The sequence below is a fragment of the Flavobacterium anhuiense genome (assembly GCF_004151235.1).
GTDB classification, from domain to species: Bacteria; Bacteroidota; Bacteroidia; order Flavobacteriales; family Flavobacteriaceae; genus Flavobacterium; species Flavobacterium anhuiense_A.
In genome coordinates this window covers 25,490-44,378 of record NZ_JUIV01000010.1, presented here as the reverse complement: position 1 = coordinate 44,378, position 18,889 = coordinate 25,490, and the positions used below count along the sequence as shown (strand labels likewise).

Annotated in this window: 12 protein-coding genes; 9 read left to right on the top strand and 3 right to left on the bottom strand. The window is 34.1% G+C overall.

Features of this window, described 5'->3' with window-relative positions:
* The first annotated feature begins 10 nt into the window (after positions 1 to 10).
* The 8 genes from ggt (at position 11) to NU08_RS13220 (ending at position 14,319) form a co-directional block, all read left to right on the top strand.
* Complete coding sequence (gene ggt, locus NU08_RS13250; RefSeq protein ID WP_129747675.1) at positions 11 to 1,699, top strand: gamma-glutamyltransferase; 1,689 nt, start codon at positions 11 to 13, stop codon at positions 1,697 to 1,699.
* A 72-nt stretch (positions 1,700 to 1,771) separates the two neighbouring features.
* Positions 1,772 to 3,556, top strand: a complete 1,785-nt coding sequence (locus NU08_RS13245) for a chloride channel protein (RefSeq protein ID WP_119791915.1) — start codon at positions 1,772 to 1,774, stop codon at positions 3,554 to 3,556.
* A gap of 64 nt (positions 3,557 to 3,620) precedes the next feature.
* On the top strand, positions 3,621 to 4,574 hold the full coding sequence (locus NU08_RS13240) for a Fic family protein (RefSeq protein ID WP_129747674.1): 954 nt from the start codon (positions 3,621 to 3,623) through the stop codon (positions 4,572 to 4,574).
* Positions 4,575 to 4,675: 101 nt separating this feature from the next.
* Complete coding sequence (gene uvrA, locus NU08_RS13235) at positions 4,676 to 7,507, top strand: excinuclease ABC subunit UvrA (protein WP_129747673.1); 2,832 nt, start codon at positions 4,676 to 4,678, stop codon at positions 7,505 to 7,507.
* A gap of 251 nt (positions 7,508 to 7,758) precedes the next feature.
* The gene (locus NU08_RS22345; protein ID WP_165352455.1) at positions 7,759 to 7,929 is read left to right on the top strand and encodes a hypothetical protein; all 171 of its coding nucleotides are present in this window, start codon (positions 7,759 to 7,761) and stop codon (positions 7,927 to 7,929) included.
* 10 nt (positions 7,930 to 7,939) lie between these two features.
* Positions 7,940 to 8,668: a TIGR00730 family Rossman fold protein gene (locus NU08_RS13230; RefSeq protein ID WP_129747672.1), complete on the top strand. Its 729-nt coding sequence runs from the start codon at positions 7,940 to 7,942 to the stop codon at positions 8,666 to 8,668.
* A gap of 298 nt (positions 8,669 to 8,966) precedes the next feature.
* Entirely contained in the window at positions 8,967 to 11,714 is a 2,748-nt protein-coding gene (locus NU08_RS13225; protein ID WP_129747671.1) for an aminopeptidase, read from the top strand.
* A gap of 190 nt (positions 11,715 to 11,904) precedes the next feature.
* Positions 11,905 to 14,319, top strand: a complete 2,415-nt coding sequence (locus tag NU08_RS13220; protein ID WP_129747670.1) for a thiamine pyrophosphate-dependent enzyme — start codon at positions 11,905 to 11,907, stop codon at positions 14,317 to 14,319.
* 204 nt (positions 14,320 to 14,523) lie between these two features.
* On the opposite strand, the gene kdsB is transcribed toward NU08_RS13220, so the two are convergent.
* Both kdsB and NU08_RS13210 read right to left on the bottom strand, forming a co-directional pair.
* Positions 14,524 to 15,258 (bottom strand): 3-deoxy-manno-octulosonate cytidylyltransferase, encoded by a 735-nt coding sequence (gene kdsB / locus NU08_RS13215; RefSeq protein WP_129747669.1) that lies wholly within the window; start codon positions 15,256 to 15,258, stop codon positions 14,524 to 14,526.
* Between the two features lie 153 nt (positions 15,259 to 15,411).
* Positions 15,412 to 16,224: a class I SAM-dependent methyltransferase gene (locus NU08_RS13210; RefSeq protein ID WP_129747668.1), complete on the bottom strand. Its 813-nt coding sequence runs from the start codon at positions 16,222 to 16,224 to the stop codon at positions 15,412 to 15,414.
* 424 nt (positions 16,225 to 16,648) lie between these two features.
* On the opposite strand from NU08_RS13210, the gene NU08_RS13205 reads away from it, so the two are divergent.
* Entirely contained in the window at positions 16,649 to 17,983 is a 1,335-nt protein-coding gene (locus NU08_RS13205; protein WP_129747667.1) for a PQQ-binding-like beta-propeller repeat protein, read from the top strand.
* A 1-nt stretch (position 17,984) separates the two neighbouring features.
* Here the strand turns inward: NU08_RS13205 and ygiD are convergent, their stop codons facing one another.
* Positions 17,985 to 18,815 carry a 4,5-DOPA dioxygenase extradiol gene (gene ygiD / locus NU08_RS13200; protein ID WP_129747666.1) on the bottom strand — a complete coding sequence of 277 codons (831 nt, stop codon included), beginning with the start codon at positions 18,813 to 18,815 and terminating at the stop codon, positions 17,985 to 17,987.
* Positions 18,816 to 18,889: the final 74 nt, after the last annotated feature.

Genomic DNA, 18,889 nt, shown 5'->3' with positions numbered 1-18,889 from the left:
TTTATTGAACATGAAAAAAATTACATTTTTAATAGCACTTTTATATATAAGCAGCAGCAATGCACAACAGACAGATCCAAATCCGACAGGATTAGTTGTTACAAGAGCCATGGTGGTTTCTGCACGCGAGGAAGCTTCAAAAATCGGTTCTGATATTATGAAAAATGGCGGAAACGCTTTTGACGCCATGGTCGGAACAGAATTAGCGCTTGCAGTTGCTTTTCCGTTTGCTGGAAATATCGGCGGCGGCGGTTTTATGGTTTACAGAAAAGCAAATGGCGAAGTAGGTTCTATAGATTATCGTGAAAAAGCTCCTCTGGCTGCTACAAAAGATATGTTTTTGGATAGCGAAGGAAATGTAATAAAAGGAAAAAGTACTCAAACAGCACTTGCCATTGGCGTTCCAGGAACAATTGCAGGCGTTTTTGCGGTTCATAAAAAATATGGTACAATGCCTATTTCTAAAATCCTTGAACCTGTAATTGCTTTAGCAGAAAGAGGTGTTGTAGTAACAAAAAAACAAGAGAAAAGCTTAAAAGATTATCATGAAAGCATTGTAAAAGTAAATGGAGAAAATTCGCTTTTATCTGGCAGTTTCAAAGAAAACGATACGATCAAATATCCAGCATTGGCCAAAACTTTAAGAAGAATTCAGAAAAAAGGAAGAAATGAATTTTATAAAGGTGAAACTGCTAAAATCCTAGTTAATTATTTAAAGGAAAAAGGCGGTATTATCACGATGCAGGATTTAGCGAAATATGAAGCGAAATGGAGAAAACCATTACAGTTTACTTATAAAGGTTTAAAGATTACTTCAATGGCTCCACCAAGCAGTGGCGGAATCTGTTTGGCTCAAATTTTAAAGATGCTCGAGCCTTATGATTTAGCCAAAATGGGACATAATTCACCAGATGCCATTCAGGTTATTGTTGAGGCTGAAAGAAGAGCGTATGCAGACAGAAGCTACTTTTTAGGCGATCCAGATTTTGTCAAGATTCCGCTGAAAGAACTATTAGATGAAAGTTACCTTCGTGAAAGAATGGCTAGCTTTAATCCTGAAAAAGCAACTTTATCTAGCGAAATAAAAGAAGGAAAAGTGAATTATGCCGAAAGCACAGAAACAACACACTATTCAATTGTAGATCAATTCGGGAATGCTATTGCTGCTACAACAACTTTAAATGATGGTTATGGTTCAAAATATTATTGTGACGAATTAGGTTTCTTTTTAAATAACGAAATGGACGATTTTAGTGCCAAACCAGGTTCTCCAAACATGTTTGGTTTGGTTGGAAATGAAGCCAACAGTATCGCTCCGCAAAAAAGAATGTTAAGTTCTATGACGCCAACCATTGTAGAAAAAGACGGAAAATTATTTATGGTTGTAGGAACTCCGGGAGGTTCAACGATTATTACTTCTGTTTTACAGACAATTCTAAATGTTTACGAATACAATCTAAGCATGCAAGAAGCCGTTAATGCTCCACGTTTCCACCATCAATGGCTGCCAGATTTAATTACTTTCGAACCCAATACTTTTGAAACAAAAACAATTGATCAGCTTAAAGCAAAAAGCTACATCATCAACGAAAAACCAACTCCAATTATCGGAAAAGTAGATGCTATTTTGGTTTTGCCAAACAAAAATCTAGAAGGCGGAGCTGACTTTAGAGGCGATGATAAAGCCGTTGGTTTTTAATAGTCTTAAGTTTTTATTTTTTTAATCTAACATTATAAACTAATTTTGTAAGAACGATAATTTTAAAACAGAATGCTAAAAAAATATTTCAGAAGACTCGAAAGCATCATTGCTTTGGCACAATCCTTAATGACTCCAAAGCAGTTTCTTTTTTTGTCAAGCGTTCTTATCGGAATATCTTGTTCACTTGCGGTTATCGTACTTAAAACTTTCGCGCATAGTGTATTCTCATTTGCAACATACATTAATGGAATCTTGAAATTGAGTTTCATTAACAGTATCCTGCCAATAATTGGTATTACATTAACCGTTTTTGTTGTAAATAAAGTGCTTAACGGAAGCATTCAAAAAGGAACTTCGCAAATACTTTATGCAGTGGCGAAAAAAGCCAGTATTATTCCGAGAAAGCAGATGTATGCCCAAATTGTGACAAGTTCATTAACAGTTGGTTTAGGAGGTTCTGCAGGTTTAGAAAGTCCGATTGTAATTACTGGTGCAGCTTTTGGCTCAAATTATGCCCAAAATTATAAGATGCAGTATAAGGATCGAACTTTGCTGATTGGATGTGGTGTAGCTGCTGGAATTGCGGCGGCTTTTAACGCTCCAATTGCAGGTGTTCTTTTTGCTATTGAGGTTTTATTGGTAGATGTCAGCATTTCTGCTTTTACGCCTATTATGATTTCTGCGGCAACGGGCGCTTTGGTTTCTGCAATTGTTTTGGACGAAAGCATTCTTTTGAGCTTTAAAAAACAAGAATCTTTTGATTATCATAATATTCCGTTTTATGTTATTTTGGGAGTTCTAACTGGACTGGTTGCTATCTATTACTCAAGAAACTTTCAAAGAGTCGAGCATTATTTTGCCAAACAGCAAATCAATCCTTATAAAAAAGCTTTAATTGGCTCATCGTTATTGGCGTTATTAATTTTTATTTTTCCAACCCTATTTGGTGAGGGATACGAAAGCATTAAAACCTTATCTGACGCCGATCCAGGGCATTTATTAGACAATACTTTATTTGCTGATTTTAGAAACAATCAATGGGTTTTGCTTTTATTTATTGGCGCTACTATGATGGTTAAAGTTTTTGCTTCTGGATTAACGCTTGGAAGCGGAGGAAATGGAGGAAACTTTGCTCCTTCTCTATTCTTAGGATCTTATCTAGGATATTTCTTTTCTAAACTTGTTACTATGATAGGTTTATCTAAACTTCCTATCAGTAATTTCACAATGGTTGGAATGGCTGGGATTCTTAGCGGTTTATTTCATGCGCCTCTAACAGCAATCTTCTTAATTGCAGAAATTACAGGAGGCTACGGATTGATGATTCCGCTTATGATCGTTTCTTCCATTAGTTTTGCCATTTCTAAACGTTTCGAAAAATATTCGCTTGACGTAAAAGGATTAGCCAAAAAAGGACATGCGTTTACAAGCAATAAAGATTCTAATATCCTATCGACTTTAGACATTGACTCAATTATTCAATGCGATTATTTGACAGTTCACCCAGACGAAAATCTAAGTAAATTAGTAGATCTTATTTCGCATTCCAATCAAGTAGTTTTTGCAGTTGTCAATCAAGACAAAGATTTGGTTGGAGTAGTTCATTTTAATGATATTCGAGAAATCATTTTTAATTCTTACCGAGTTAAATACACTTTTATTAGAGACGTAATGAAAGCGCCTGCTGCGACAATTTCTACACTCGACAGCATGGAAATTGTAATGCGAAAATTTGAAACTACAAAATCTGCTTTCCTTCCTGTTTTAAGAGATGGAAAATACCACGGATTTATTTCCAAATCGATAGCACTCGAAGCTTATAGAACAAAACTCCGTTCTATGACGATTGAATAAACGTTAATATCGGATACGTTAAAAATTTTATTTATCCGATATTAAGAAGTATCTTTGTAGGATTATGTTTAATATTGACCTAACATACAGAGAAGAATTTCAATCAACCTTTGATAGATTGTACCAAAAAAGGCAAGAACTACAAAACAGCAGACCATTGCCCAATATTGCGTTGAATAAAATACGAGAAAGCCTTTCTTTAGAATGGACTTATAACTCTAATAGTATTGAAGGAAATACATTAAGTCTGAGAGAAACCCAAATGGTTATCCAAGAAGGAATTACCATTAAAGGGAAATCGCTTCGCGAACATTTTGAAACTCATAATCACGACAAAGCTATTGATTATCTTTATTCAATTGTAGATGAAGAATATAAGCTAAGAAGCATCGATATTCTTTCTATACATGGATTAGTAATGCGTTCTATCGAAGAAGATTTCGCGGGCAGAATTCGTAATGGAGGCGTCCGAATTTCTGGTGCTAATTTTATGCCACCAAATGCAAATAAAGTTTCAGATTATTTAGACGAATTAATCGAGTTTATCAATAAAAATCCGTTAGGTTTAAACGATATAGAATTGGCAACAATCTATCATCATAAACTGGTCTGGATTCATCCTTTTTTTGATGGAAATGGTCGTACCGTTCGTTTAAGCATGAATTTATTATTGATTCGATGCGGTTTTCCTCCTGCCATTATTTTAAAAAATGATCGCAAGAAATACTACGAAGCGCTCAATCAAGCTAATAATGGAAATTACCAAAAATTGACACTTTTGATGTGTCAGGCACTCGAAAGAACGCTTAATATATATTTAGGTGCAATGCCAGGAAGCAATTATGATTATCAATCTATTCAAAACATTGTTAGTGAGCCTGATACTCCGTACGGCCAAGAATATGTAAGTTTATTGGCCAGAACAGGAAAAATAGATGCTTACAAAGAAGGCAGAAACTGGTATACCACCAAAGAAGCAATTGAAAACTATATGGCAACCCGAAAAAGAAAACGCTGATTTTAAATCAGCGTTTTTTGTTATTAATTGTAACATAAACTTTTGCTATCGAGCACTAAAAGAACAAATCAAAGTGGTAACTTTGCGTTTTGCTCAAAATTATGTTAGATAAAGACAATACTATTGAAGTTCTTGGTGCAAGAGTTCATAATCTAAAAAATATCGATATATCTATTCCGCGTGAAAAACTGGTTGTCATTACTGGTTTATCAGGTTCGGGAAAATCCTCTTTGGCATTTGATACCATTTATGCTGAAGGTCAGCGTCGTTATGTTGAAACGTTTTCAGCTTACGCAAGACAATTCCTTGGCGGATTAGAACGTCCAGATGTTGATAAAATCGACGGACTTTCTCCCGTAATCGCAATTGAACAAAAAACTACCAGTAAAAGTCCGCGCTCTACGGTTGGAACAATTACTGAAATTTACGATTTTCTTAGACTTCTATACGCGCGTGGCGCAGATGCATACAGTTACAACACAGGCGAAAAAATGGTTTCGTATTCTGATGAACAGATTAAAGATCTGATTATTCAGGACTATAAAGGAAAACGAATCAATATTCTGGCTCCAGTTATTAAAGCCAGAAAAGGACATTATGCAGAATTATTTCAGCAGATTACCAAACAAGGATTCTTGAAAGTTCGTGTAAATGGTGAAGTTCAAGATTTGGTTGCCGGAATGAAATTGGATCGTTACAAAACTCATGATATTGAGATTGTTGTAGACAGAATGGTGATTGAAGATAATCCTGATACGCAAAAAAGATTATCGGAAAGCATCAATACAGCTATGCATCACGGTGAAGATGTTTTGATGATTTTGGATCAGGATTCTAATGAAGTGCGTTATTTCAGTAGAAACTTAATGTGTCCTTCAACAGGAATATCGTATCAAAATCCAGAACCGAATTTATTTTCATTTAACTCTCCAAAAGGAGCTTGTCCGCATTGTAACGGATTGGGAACTGTACACGAAATAAACGTCAAGAAGATCATTCCAAATCCGAAATTATCTATAAAAGCAGGTGGTTTTGCGCCTCTTGGCGAATACAAATCTTCATGGATATTCAAGCAATTGGAAACCATTGGAGAAAAATTCGGATTTAAAATAACTGATCCGATTGAAAAAATTCCGGAAGAAGCCATGCAAATGATTTTGTACGGCGGAAAGGATAAATTTTCTATCAACTCAAAAGATCTTGGTGTTACAAGAGAATATAAAATCGATTTTGAAGGAATTTCTAATTTTATCAAAAACCAATATGACGAAAGTGCTACAACGAGCATAAAGCGTTGGGCAAAAGATTTTATGGACGAAATCAATTGCCCTGTTTGCGATGGTTCTCGTCTTAAAAAAGAAGCATTATTTTTTAGAGTAAATGAAAAAAATATCACCGAATTGTGTGATATGGATATCTCAGATTTGACAGCGTGGTTTCATGATCTAAATAGCCATTTAACTGACAAGCAGCTTTTAATCGCTTCTGAAGTCGTAAAAGAAATCAAAGACCGCTTGAATTTCTTGATGAATGTTGGTTTGAATTATCTAGCTTTAAGCCGAAGCTCAAAATCGCTTTCTGGTGGTGAAGCACAGCGTATTCGTCTGGCAACACAAATTGGTTCTCAGCTCGTTGGAGTTCTTTATATTTTGGATGAACCAAGTATTGGTCTGCACCAAAGAGATAACGAAAAACTGATTCATTCTCTGGAACAATTACGCGATATCGGAAATTCGGTTATTGTTGTTGAACACGACAAAGACATGATCGAAACGGCTGATTATGTAATTGATATTGGTCCTAAAGCTGGAAAATACGGAGGAGAAATTATTAGTATAGGAACTCCAAAAGAGACTTTAGCTTCAGACACTATTACCGCTCAATATTTGAATGGTAAAATGAAATTTGATATTCCGAAGAAAAGAAGAAAAGGAAATGGCAAATTCTTAAAACTGACTGGAGCAACTGGAAATAACTTAAAAAATGTTTCTATTGAAATTCCGTTAGGACAATTAGCCTGTGTTACTGGAGTTTCTGGAAGCGGTAAATCAACTTTGATTAATGAGACGCTTTATCCGATTCTGAATGCGTATTATTTTAATGGCGTAAAAAAACCGCAACCTTATAAAAAGATTGAAGGTTTAGAACATATTGACAAAGTAATTGATATTGACCAAAGTCCGATTGGAAGAACACCACGTTCGAATCCAGCGACATATACAGAGGTTTTCACAGAAATCAGAAATCTATTTACGATGACTTCTGAAAGTATGATTCGTGGTTACAAAGCGGGACGTTTTAGTTTTAACGTAAAAGGTGGGCGTTGTGAAACCTGCGAAGGTTCTGGTGTAAGAACAATCGAAATGAACTTTTTACCAGATGTTTACGTAGAATGTGAAACGTGTCAGGGAAAACGTTTTAATAGAGAAACTTTAGAAATTAGATACAAAGGAAAATCTATCTCCGATGTTTTGGATATGACGGTTGATGAAGCAGTTCCATTTTTTGAAAATATTCCGAAGATTCATAGAAAAATTAAAACCATTCAAGATGTTGGATTAGGTTATATTACACTTGGTCAACAAAGCACAACACTTTCTGGTGGTGAAGCGCAACGTATAAAACTAGCGGGAGAATTATCTAAAAAAGATACTGGAAATACATTTTATATTCTCGACGAACCTACAACAGGATTACACTTTGAAGACATTCGCGTTTTAATGGAAGTAATCAATAAATTGGTTGACAAAGGAAATACAATTCTTGTCATCGAACATAATATGGATGTTATTAAACTTGCCGATTATATTATTGATATTGGTCCAGAAGGCGGAAAAGGCGGTGGACAATTGGTTGCTAAAGGAACTCCAGAAGAAGTGGCTCAGAATAAAAAGAGTTATACGGCTAAGTTTTTGAAAAAAGAACTAGAGTAGAAACAACATCTTTGTCAAAGTTTTTAAACTTTGACAAAGATTAAATCTAAAAAACTTTCAGTTTTACAGATACTATACACCTGATAATGAATCAAAAAACCGAATTTGATTATTATCATAACATTACTTTTGGATTATAATTCCTGTTTTTTATAACAATTCTAGAAAAAAGCGTTAATTTAGTGTCCGCTTTTTTTGAAAAATCCATGCTTTTTTAAAGAAAACATGTTTCAATTAAAACCAATGTTTATTTGAAACCAACTGCCCTAGCCCTGATGGGAGCGGCATCTCCCGATTTAGAAAAACAAGGCTTTTTAGCCGTAGTTTTTGTTTATCGGGAATATAGTGGACAGCAGGAACTAGCTCCTTCCTTCGACTACGCTCAGGATGACAAAAAAGACATAAATAAAATAATAAATTAAAATACCTAAAATGAGATTAGAAGATTTTGATAATGATGAAGATAAAGTAATTCAGGATCGTTTAAAGCAAAAAACGTGGAATGAAATTAAAACCAATGACAGCTGGGCAATTTTTAAAATTATGTCTGAGTTTGTAAATGGTTACGAAGCAATGGGACGTATTGGTCCTTGTGTTTCTATTTTTGGATCGGCAAGAACAAAACCAGATGACAAGTACTATCAGCTGGCTGAAAAAATCGCTTATAAAATCAGTAAAGCAGGTTACGGTGTGATTACAGGAGGTGGTCCCGGAATTATGGAAGCTGGAAATAAAGGTGCGCATTTAGGAGGAGGAACTTCGGTTGGTTTAAATATCGAACTTCCGTTTGAGCAGCATTTTAACCCATATATTGATCACGATAAAAACTTGAATTTCGACTATTTCTTTGTGAGAAAAGTAATGTTCGTAAAATATTCGCAAGGTTTTGTGGTTATGCCAGGAGGTTTTGGAACTTTAGACGAAATGTTTGAAGCGATCACTTTGATTCAGACTAAGAAAATTGGAAAGTTCCCGATTATTTTGGTTGGAGTTGAGTTCTGGTCTGGCTTGATTGAATGGGTCAAAACTGTTTTGGTTGAAAAAATGCATACCGTAAGCCCTGAAGATTTGAATTTATTTAAAATTGTAGATACTGAAGACGAAGTTGTTGAGGCATTGGATAAATTCTACAAAAAGTACGATTTAAGTCCGAATTTCTAATTTTCAAAACCATATAAGTGATATAAGTTCATTTAAAAGTATGTTTTTAAGCTTTGCGTTAAAAACACTTTTATCACTTATATGGTTAAATTATATTGCAAATACGTAAAAATTGAGAGCTGTTTTTTTAAACAGCTTTTTTTATACTATTTTTACAAAAATCCGTAACTTCATTATGTCCGTACATAAGTATGTCTGATAATTTTTAAGCCATTATTTGAAAGCACTTTATAAAATTATTTGCCTCATTATAGTTTTATCATTTTCGATAAAACTAACTGCACAACATCAATCTAAGATGGAAGTGGCGGTAAATCTTGAGCTTAAGACACTGAATATAAAACAGGATATTACGTATCATAATACTACAAACGACACTTTGGTTTCGATTGTTTTGAATGATTGGAATAATGCTTTTGCTGACAAAAATACGCCTTTGGCAAAACGTTTTTCTGATGAGTTTTACAGAGGTTTTCATTTAGCTAAGGCAGTAGATCGAGGAAAAACAACCATTATAAATCTAACCGAAACCAATTTTTCGGCTTTGGAATGGGAAAGAAGCGCCGAAGATCCTGATTATATTACCGTAAGATTAAATCGCAAGCTTCTTCCTAATGAAAAAATCGTTTTACATCTCAATTACATTGTAAAAATACCGAACGACAAATTCACTCATTTTGGATTTACTCAAAATGGCGGTATGGCATTAAAAAATTGGTTTTTAAGTCCTGCGCGATTTGAAAATGGCTTTTTTGTAAAGTACAATAATTTCAATCTAGATGATATTGCTAATGCGGTGAGTGATTACGAAGTGGAAATTAAAATTCCGAATCAGTATTCTATCACTACCGATTTAAATTCGGTTTCAAAAGATTCAACCAATCAGAGCTACAATATTTATTCTTTCTCTGGAAAAAACAGAACCGATTTTAGTCTTTATATCGAAAAGAAAAACAGTTTTAGAAGCTACGATAATGGCTCTTTACAGGTTCTGACAAATTTAAAAAACAAAAAAATAGACGAATTCCAGAAAGCCATTATTATTAATCGAGTAGTTTCTTACGCTGAAAAATTTATTGGCAAATATCCACACGAGAGAATTACGGTTTCTCAGATAGATTATGACCGAAATCCGTTTTATGGCTTAAATCAGCTGCCTTCGTTTATTAGTCCGTTTGAAGATGATTTTATGTTTGAGATTCAATTTTTAAAGACTTTTTTAAACAATTACCTCAAAAACAGTCTGCGCTTAGATCCAAGAAAAGACAATTGGGTTTATGATGGAATCCAGATATATACGATGATGAAATATATGGAAGAGCATCATCAAGATGAAAAAATGCTGGGAAAACTTTCAGATATGAAGCTTTTTAAAAGTTATAACATTACGAACCTAACTTTTAATGAACAATACAGCTATTACTATATGTTAATGGCTCGTAAAAATCTGGATCAGCCTTTAGGAGACCCAAAAAACACACTGATAAAATTTAATGAACAGATTGCCAGTAAATATCGCGCTGGCTTAAGTTTAAGCTATTTAGACGATTATCTTAATCATGATATTGTACCTAAAAGCGTAAAAGAGTTTTACAATCTTAACCAATTTGGACAATCAAACCGTTATGATTTTGAAAAAATCTTAACTCAAAAAAGTCCAAAAAATATCGATTGGTTCTTTAAAACCATTATTGATTCGAGAGATATTATAGATTATAAATTTTCGGATGTTTCAAGAACTACAGACAGCGTAAAATTTTCGGTTAAAAGCAAAACTGGAATCTACGCTCCTATTCCTATTTATGGAATTAAAAAGAAAGAAGTCGTTTTTAAAGAATGGATTGAGCCTACCAAAAAAGATTCTGTTTATGAATTCAGCCGAAAAAATGCGGAAAAAATTGTCATTAATTACGATAATGAAGTTCCTGAGTATAATCAAAGAAACAACTGGAGATCTTTAAAAAGTGTTTCACTGAATCGTCCTGTAAAATTTAATTTTACTAAAGATTTGGAAGATCCAGATTACAATCAGATTTTATACATTCCGACATTAAATTATAATTATTATGATGGTTTCACCCCAGGAATCCGTTTTCATAATAAAACTATTTTAGACAAACCTTTTAATTTTGATATTAATCCGGCTTATTCAATCAAAGCAGGTACAATTTCTGGTTCATCTGCCTTTTCTTGGAATCAGTATTATAGAAACAGCACTTTATTTAATGTTCGATATTCTATCAGTCAGAATTATTTTCATTATGCACCAGATGCAACTTATTTAAGATTAAATCCGATGGTAGTATTTCGCATTCGCGAAAAAGATTTCAGAGACAACAGAAAGCAAATGTTTATGTTCCGCCAGGTTATCGTAAATCGTGAAGCAAGCGATTACATTACAGACAATTCAGAACCAAATTATTCCATATTTAATGCCCGTTATTCTAATACTAAAACTGAATTAATTGATCATTTTAACTTTATGACCGATTTGCAGTTTTCTAGTGGATTCGGAAAGGTTGCAGGAGAAGTAGAATACAGAAGATTATTTGAAAACAACAAGAAGTTAAATTTAAGATTATACGCTGGAAGTTTTGTTTATAACACAACAAACTCAGATTATTTTAGTTTTGGTTTAGACCGTCCAACAGATTATTTATTTGATTACAATTTGTTTGGGAGATCAGAAAGTACAGGATTTTTTAGTCAGCAATATGTAATTGCCGAAGGAGGTTTCAAGTCACAATTAGAGCCTTCATACGCTAACCAATGGATGACAACTCTAAACGCAAGTTATGCGATATGGAACTGGGTAGAACTTTATGGAGACATTGGTTTTTTGAAAAATAAACATCAAAGTGAGTTCTTTGCTTACGACTCTGGAGTACGTTTAAACCTTGTTCCTGATTACTTTGAACTCTATTTTCCTGTTTATTCTAATAACGGATGGGAAATATCACAACCTAAATACAATGAAAAAATACGATTTATCATCACATTTTCGCCAAAAACGTTAGTTACTCTTTTTACCCGAAAATGGTTTTAATCAAATGAAAATTAAATAAAAACTTGCGAAATTATCAATAAAATTAAATTTTACATAAAAATCACATAAATAAAATACGTAGTTTCTAGATTTGAATACAAATAATTAAATTATATTTAGTTTAAAGAATTATGATTATTGATTGTTTTTAAGTAATTTCGCGACATAAACAACATGACCCTACAAGATTATGATAAAAGAAAAAAACAATACTACACTGACATTTGAAGATTTCAAAACTGAGGTATTGAATGACTATAGAATTGCGGTAACAAGCCGTGAATGTAGTCTTTTAGGTCGAAAAGAAGTATTAACAGGAAAAGCTAAATTTGGTATTTTCGGAGACGGAAAAGAAGTTCCGCAGCTGGCAATGGCAAAAGCTTTTAAAAACGGAGATTTCCGTTCTGGATACTATCGCGACCAAACTTTTATGATGGCTATCGGCGAATTGGACGCTAAACAGTTTTTTGCTGGTTTATATGGTCATACCGATTTAGCTTTTGATCCAATGTCTGCAGGAAGACAAATGGGCGGACACTTTGTAACGCACAGTTTAAACGAAGATGGTTCTTGGAAAGATTTAACAAAACAAAAAAATTCAAGTTCAGATATATCTCCAACAGCAGGACAAATGCCAAGATTGCTTGGTTTGGCTCAAGCATCAAAAATCTACAGAAACGTTGACGGAATCACTATCAAAGATAAATTTTCAGTTAACGGAAATGAAGTAGCTTGGGGAACAATTGGTAATGCAAGTACTTCTGAAGGTTTATTTTTTGAAACTATAAATGCTGCAGGAGTTCTACAAGTTCCGATGGTAATGAGTGTTTGGGATGACGAATACGGAATTTCTGTTCATGCTAAACATCAGACTACTAAAGAAAATATTTCTGAAATATTAAAAGGATATCAGCGCGATGAAGATTCTAAAGGTTATGAAATCTTTAGAGTTAAAGGCTGGGATTATGCCGAATTGGTTTCGACTTATGAAAGAGCCGGAGCAATTGCGCGCGAAGAACACATTCCTGTTTTAATTCACGTAAACGAATTGACACAACCGCAAGGCCACTCTACTTCTGGTTCTCACGAACGTTACAAAAGTGCAGAAAGACTGGCTTGGGAAAGAGATTTTGACTGTATTCGTCAAATGCGTCTTTGGATGATTGCCATTAATATTGCTTCTCCAGAGGAATTGGCAGAACTTGATTTCGAATTAAAGAAAGAAGTTTTAGAAGCTAAAAAAGAAGCTTGGAATAACTTCATTAATCCTATTATTGACGAACAAAAGAATCTCTTAGCTTTATTGGAACAAATTGCTGAAGCAAGCATCAATCATAAAGAAAGAATCAAAAAATTAATTTCTGAATTGGCTGCAATTAAAGCGCCTTTAAAAAAGGAATTATTGGTTTATGCTAGAAAGATTCTTCGCTTTATTGAAGTGCCAAACAGCAAAGTTCTTTTATCTAACTGGATTACAAAATTCTTGAATGAAACTCAGGAAAAATTCAGCAGCAATCAGCATTCAGAATCGGCTCAGAATGTATTTTCTGTACAAAAAGTTCTTCCTAAATATGCAGAAAATGCAAAACCAGATTTGGATGGAAGAATGATTCTTCGTGATAACTTTGATGCCCTGTTTGCAAAATATCCAGAAACTTTAATTTTCGGTGAAGATGTTGGAAACATCGGAGACGTAAATCAAGGTCTTGAAGGAATGCAGGAAAAATACGGAGAACTTCGTGTTGCCGATGTCGGAATTCGTGAAGCGACTATTATTGGTCAGGGAATCGGAATGGCATTGAGAGGATTACGTCCGATTGCTGAAATTCAGTATTTAGATTATTTATTGTACGCTATTCAGATCATGAGTGACGATTTAGCTACTTTACAATATAGAACTGTTGGAAAACAGAAAGCGCCATTAATTATTAGAACTCGTGGACACCGTTTGGAAGGAATTTGGCATTCTGGTTCTCCAATGGGAATGATTATCAATGCGATTCGCGGAATTCACGTTTTGGTTCCAAGAGACATGACGCAAGCAGCTGGTTTCTACAACACTTTGTTAGAATGTGACGAACCTGCTTTGGTTATCGAATGTTTGAACGGATATCGTTTAAAAGAAAAAACTCCTTTGAACTTTGGTGAATTCAAAACGCCAATTGGAGTTGTAGAGACTTTAAGAGAAGGTTCAGATATTACTTTAGTTTCTTACGGATCAACTTTAAGATTGGTTATGCAAGCCGCTAATGAATTAGCAGAAAAAGGAATTGAATGCGAAGTGATCGATATTCAATCTTTACTTCCGTTTGATGTTAGCAAAGACATTGTAAAAAGTATTGCAAAAACAAACCGTCTTTTAGTAATTGACGAGGATGTTCCTGGAGGAGCTTCAGCATTCATTTTACAACAGATTTTAGAAGAACAAGATTCATACAAACATCTGGATAGCAAACCTCAAACTTTAGCTGCAAAAGCACATAGACCTGCTTACGGAACTGATGGAGATTATTTCTCTAAACCTTCAGCAGAAGACATTTATGAAAAAGTTTATGATATGATGCACGAAGTTAATCCTTCTAAGTATCCTACTTTATACCAGTAAAATACGATTTTTAGATATTAAAAAAGCTCCAAGAATTTGGAGTTTTTTTTGTTTTTACCCAAAGTGTCACACAGTTTTGTCATTTCGACGAAGGAGAAATCTCCATAAGTAGCTCGACAAAGATTGATCAGCATTGTGGAGTTTCTCGCGGAGATTTCTCCTTCGTCGAAATGACAAGATTGTGGATAATGTTATTCAAATTAATTAAAGATCCTTCAGCATCGCACGAGCTCTTTCCAAATCCTCAGCCGTATCAATTCCAATTCCAACATGAGTGGTTTCAACCATTTTAATACGCTTTCCGAACTCTAAATAACGTAATTGCTCCAACTTCTCAGAAGCTTCTAAAGATTTCATTGGAAGACTATAAAAGTCTAATAAAGCTTGTTTTCTAAAAGCATAAATTCCGATGTGCTGAAAATATCGTACTCCAACATTTTTCTCTCTCGGATACGGAATTACAGAACGTGAAAAATATAATGCAAACTGTGACTGATCTACCACCACTTTCACATTATTCGGATTGTTGATTTCCTCTTCATCTGTAATTTCACGCATTAACGAAGCCAAGTCAATTTTCTTATCAGGATCATTTTTAAAGACCGATAAAACCTGTGCTAAAGGTTCTGCTTCTGTAAAAGGTTCATCACCTTGCACATTTACCACAATATCAACATCAAGATCGGCAATAGCTTCAGCAATTCTATCACTTCCTGATTCATGTTCTTTGATGCTCATAATTGCTTTTCCGCCATTAGAAACAATTTCACCAAAAATCAAATCAGAATCGGTTACAACAAAAACATCATCAAATAATTTTGTTGAAACTGTTGCTTCGTAGGTTCTTAGAATTACTGTTTTACCTCCTAAATCCTGCATTAGTTTTGCAGGAAAACGTGTTGAAGCATATCTGGCTGGAATTACCGCTATTATTTTCATTCTTATATTTTACTGAGTTTAAAACTCAAAATTTAGTAATTTAATTTTCACCAATCTTAAGTGTTTGCAAATATGCAAAAATTACTTTTAAATTTCTGTTTTTCTATTTCTGTAAAGGACGAAAATCATCTTCAGGAATACTAAGCCAAAAAATTAAACCAAAACTGTGACACGAAGATAAGTTGCTGGAATTAATGTAGAATTTTGATCATTACTTTGGTTTTGGCTATTAACTAATCCTTCAAGTTTAGCATACAAATCCGAAGTTTTTCCATTTTGTTCTGCAGCTTCAAAAGCATTCATAGTTGGGCCATAGTACGTTTTTAATCGATTTAGCCACTCCGAAGGCGGGAATGCAGCTTTAAATGTAAAGGTATCTCTCTCAAAAGAAATATTTTCTTTAGGAACATCCGCATTTGTGAATCTTTCGATTACGTTATCCTCAATACCCCAAAGCATTGGGCTTACAAAACCCTCAGGAGGCGGAGGAGTAAATTCTGCACTAATTTTTAGGATTTGAGCAATCAACGTTGGATCTCCCGGTATCCAATTACCCATAATAATTTTACCTCCAGGTTTTGTGACACGAACCATTTCTTTGGCAACATCAAAAGGTTTTGGTGCAAACATTGCTCCGAAAATACTCATCGTAACATCGAAAGATTGATTTTTCAATTCATTCAAATCAGTTGCGTCACCTTCTTTAAATACAATATTATCTAATCCTTCCTTTTTTGCTCGAAGATTGCCAGCTTCAACTAAATTTCTTGCTATATCAACACCTAAAACATTGGCTCCTACTTTTGCCGAAGGTATTGCAGTAGTACCATCGCCGCAGCCGAGATCTAAAACGTCACTATTTTCTTTAATTCCAATTTTGGCAACCAATTCCGCACCGCTTTCTCTCATAGATTCTGCAACACGTGTAAAATCGCCTTTTTCCCATAATGCTTTGTTTGGATTCATCTTATTTTTATCAGTGATTATAGTGCTGATGCCGCACTCTTACTTCATTTGTAAACATCTTCTATCATTTTTTAAATTTATCACCAGTTAATCACAAAAGGCATTTAAAAAACTACTTAAAAAGAAGATAAAAACAAAATAATCAACTGACAAACAATTACTTACACAAAAATAAACAAATTTAGACAAAACATTTTGCTGTCGCACCAAATTTATTATTTAAACAAATTATAAGATTATAAACTTATAGACCAATATTACATAAATGGAAACGATTGGAAAACTTTGACGAGTTCATTCGTTATTTTTATATAAAGACAAATATTCCATTATCAAGGAGCTTTCTAAAATATATTTATAACATATTTCTCAAAGCATTGTATTTTAATATCTTATAAATATTTTTACTTTTATAAGAAAAAACATGAAAAGAAACTTTACTTCTCTCCTGCTCTATTTCTTTTTAATTCTAAATTTAAATGCTTTCTCACAAAATGGCAAGTCAAATATCTTAAATCCGTTTTCTAATCGAATTTTTTCAGGAAAAGGATATCAGCCTTTACAAGATTTAAAATGGAAATTTAAAACAGATGGTAAAATCTTTTCTTCTCCAATCGTTCAAAACGGAATCGCCTATATTGGCAGTGAAGATGGCTATTTTTATGCTGTCGATGAAAAATCTGGAAACTTAAAATGGAAATTTAAAACCAATGGAGCCGTTCACAGTTCTGCGAGTATTTACCATAACATTGTTTATTTCGGAAGTTTTGATGGGCATTATTATGCTGTAAATGCTAAAACAGGAAAAGAAATTTGGCGTTTTACAACCAAAGGCGAACACTGGTATAGCGAAATCGGAATGTGGGGCATGAAACCAAGCGATTTGCTTATGGCCGATTTATGGGATTTTTATCTTTCGACACCAGTAATTTATGTAGACCATAATTCTGCATTGGCAATTTTCGGAAGCAGTGATGGAAACATGTATGCCGTTGATGCTAAAAATGGAACTCTAAAATGGAATTTCCAGACAAAAGCAGCCATACACAGCACTCCAGTTTTAGACAAAAGTACCGTTTATTTTGGCGGATGGGATGGCGTTTTTTATGCTTTGGATTGTAAAACAGGAAAAGAAAAATGGAAGTTTTCTACTGAAATTAAAACGGGTTTTACAGGAATTCAGGCTTCTGCAACAGTTTATGATGGTGTCGTTTATTTTGGCGCAAGAGACCCTTATTTGTTCGCGCTTGATGCTGAAACAGGAAAATTAATCTGGAAATACAATGCTGAAAACTCTTGGATTCTAAGTTCAGCTGTTATTAAAGATAATACGGTTTATGTTGGAACTTCAGATACTTATGCGCTTCTGGCTTTAGATGCAAAAATAGGAAAAGAAAAATACCGATTTAAAGGAAACGGATATGTTTATTCTTCACCTGCAATTGCTGGAAATACAATTTATTTTGGAGATTTTTCGGGGAATTTCTTTAGCTTAAACTTGCTTTCTGACGGAAAAGAATCGAATACCATTTCTACCGAAAACAGAAATAAATATGCGGCAAGCACTCTCAATAACAATCTTTTAGATTTTGGATTTGCAGCCAAAAAAGCTGACTTGTCCATTTATGCCGAAAATCAAAAGGTTATGGATGAGTTTTACAAATTAGGTTCCATTGTTTCTTCTCCATTCATCAGCAATAATGTTATTTTTTACGGAAGTGCCGATGGTTATCTTTATGCTTACAACTTGAGAAAATAAATTATACAATTTTTACAGAAGTCATACTTAGAGAACCTGCTAATAGTTTATCATTAAACAAATCCAATTCATCAGTTTTATCTTTTAAACCTAAAGTATACAACAACGGAAGATAATGTTCTGGTGTTGGAACTGCCAATTGAACGGCCTTATTTAATTTTTCGAAATCTATTAAAGGCTGGAAATTTCCATCCAACAAATAGTTATTTACAGTTTCTCTTGCTTCAATTGCCCAATCGTAACCGTAATTGTCTTTATCAAAATTTCTAAAATCGACCATTCTAAGATTATGGACAATATTACCGCTTCCGATAATTAAAACGCCTTTATAGCGAAGTGCCTGCAGTTTTTGAGCCAATTCAAAATGATATTGTCCTGATTTTGTATAATCGATGCTTAGCTGAATTACGGGAACATCTGCGTTTGGATACAAATGTTTAATCACGCTCCAAGCGCCATGATCTAGTCCCCAATGCTCATCTAGTTCAACCATAACAGGATCTAAGAGTTTTTGAGTTTCGATAGCTAATTCTGGACTTCCTTTTGCTGGATACTGCACATCAAAAAGCGCTTGCGGAAAACCTCCAAAATCGTGAATGGTTCTTGGCATTTCCATCGAAGTTACTTTTGTTCCCTTTGTAAACCAATGTGCCGAAACACATAAAATAGCGTTGGGTTGTGGCAATGTTTTTGCCAAATCACGGAAACCAGTCACAAACTGATTTTCTTCAATAGCATTCATTGGGCTGCCGTGTCCTAAAAACAGAACGGGCATTTTATCTGTATTCGAAAACGTCGACGAAATCGAATGTAAGTCGTTTAATGTTGTCATTTGGTAAAACTTTTTTTTGCCACGAATTTCACGAATTACACTAATTTACATAACTTTAAAAAAAATAATTCGTG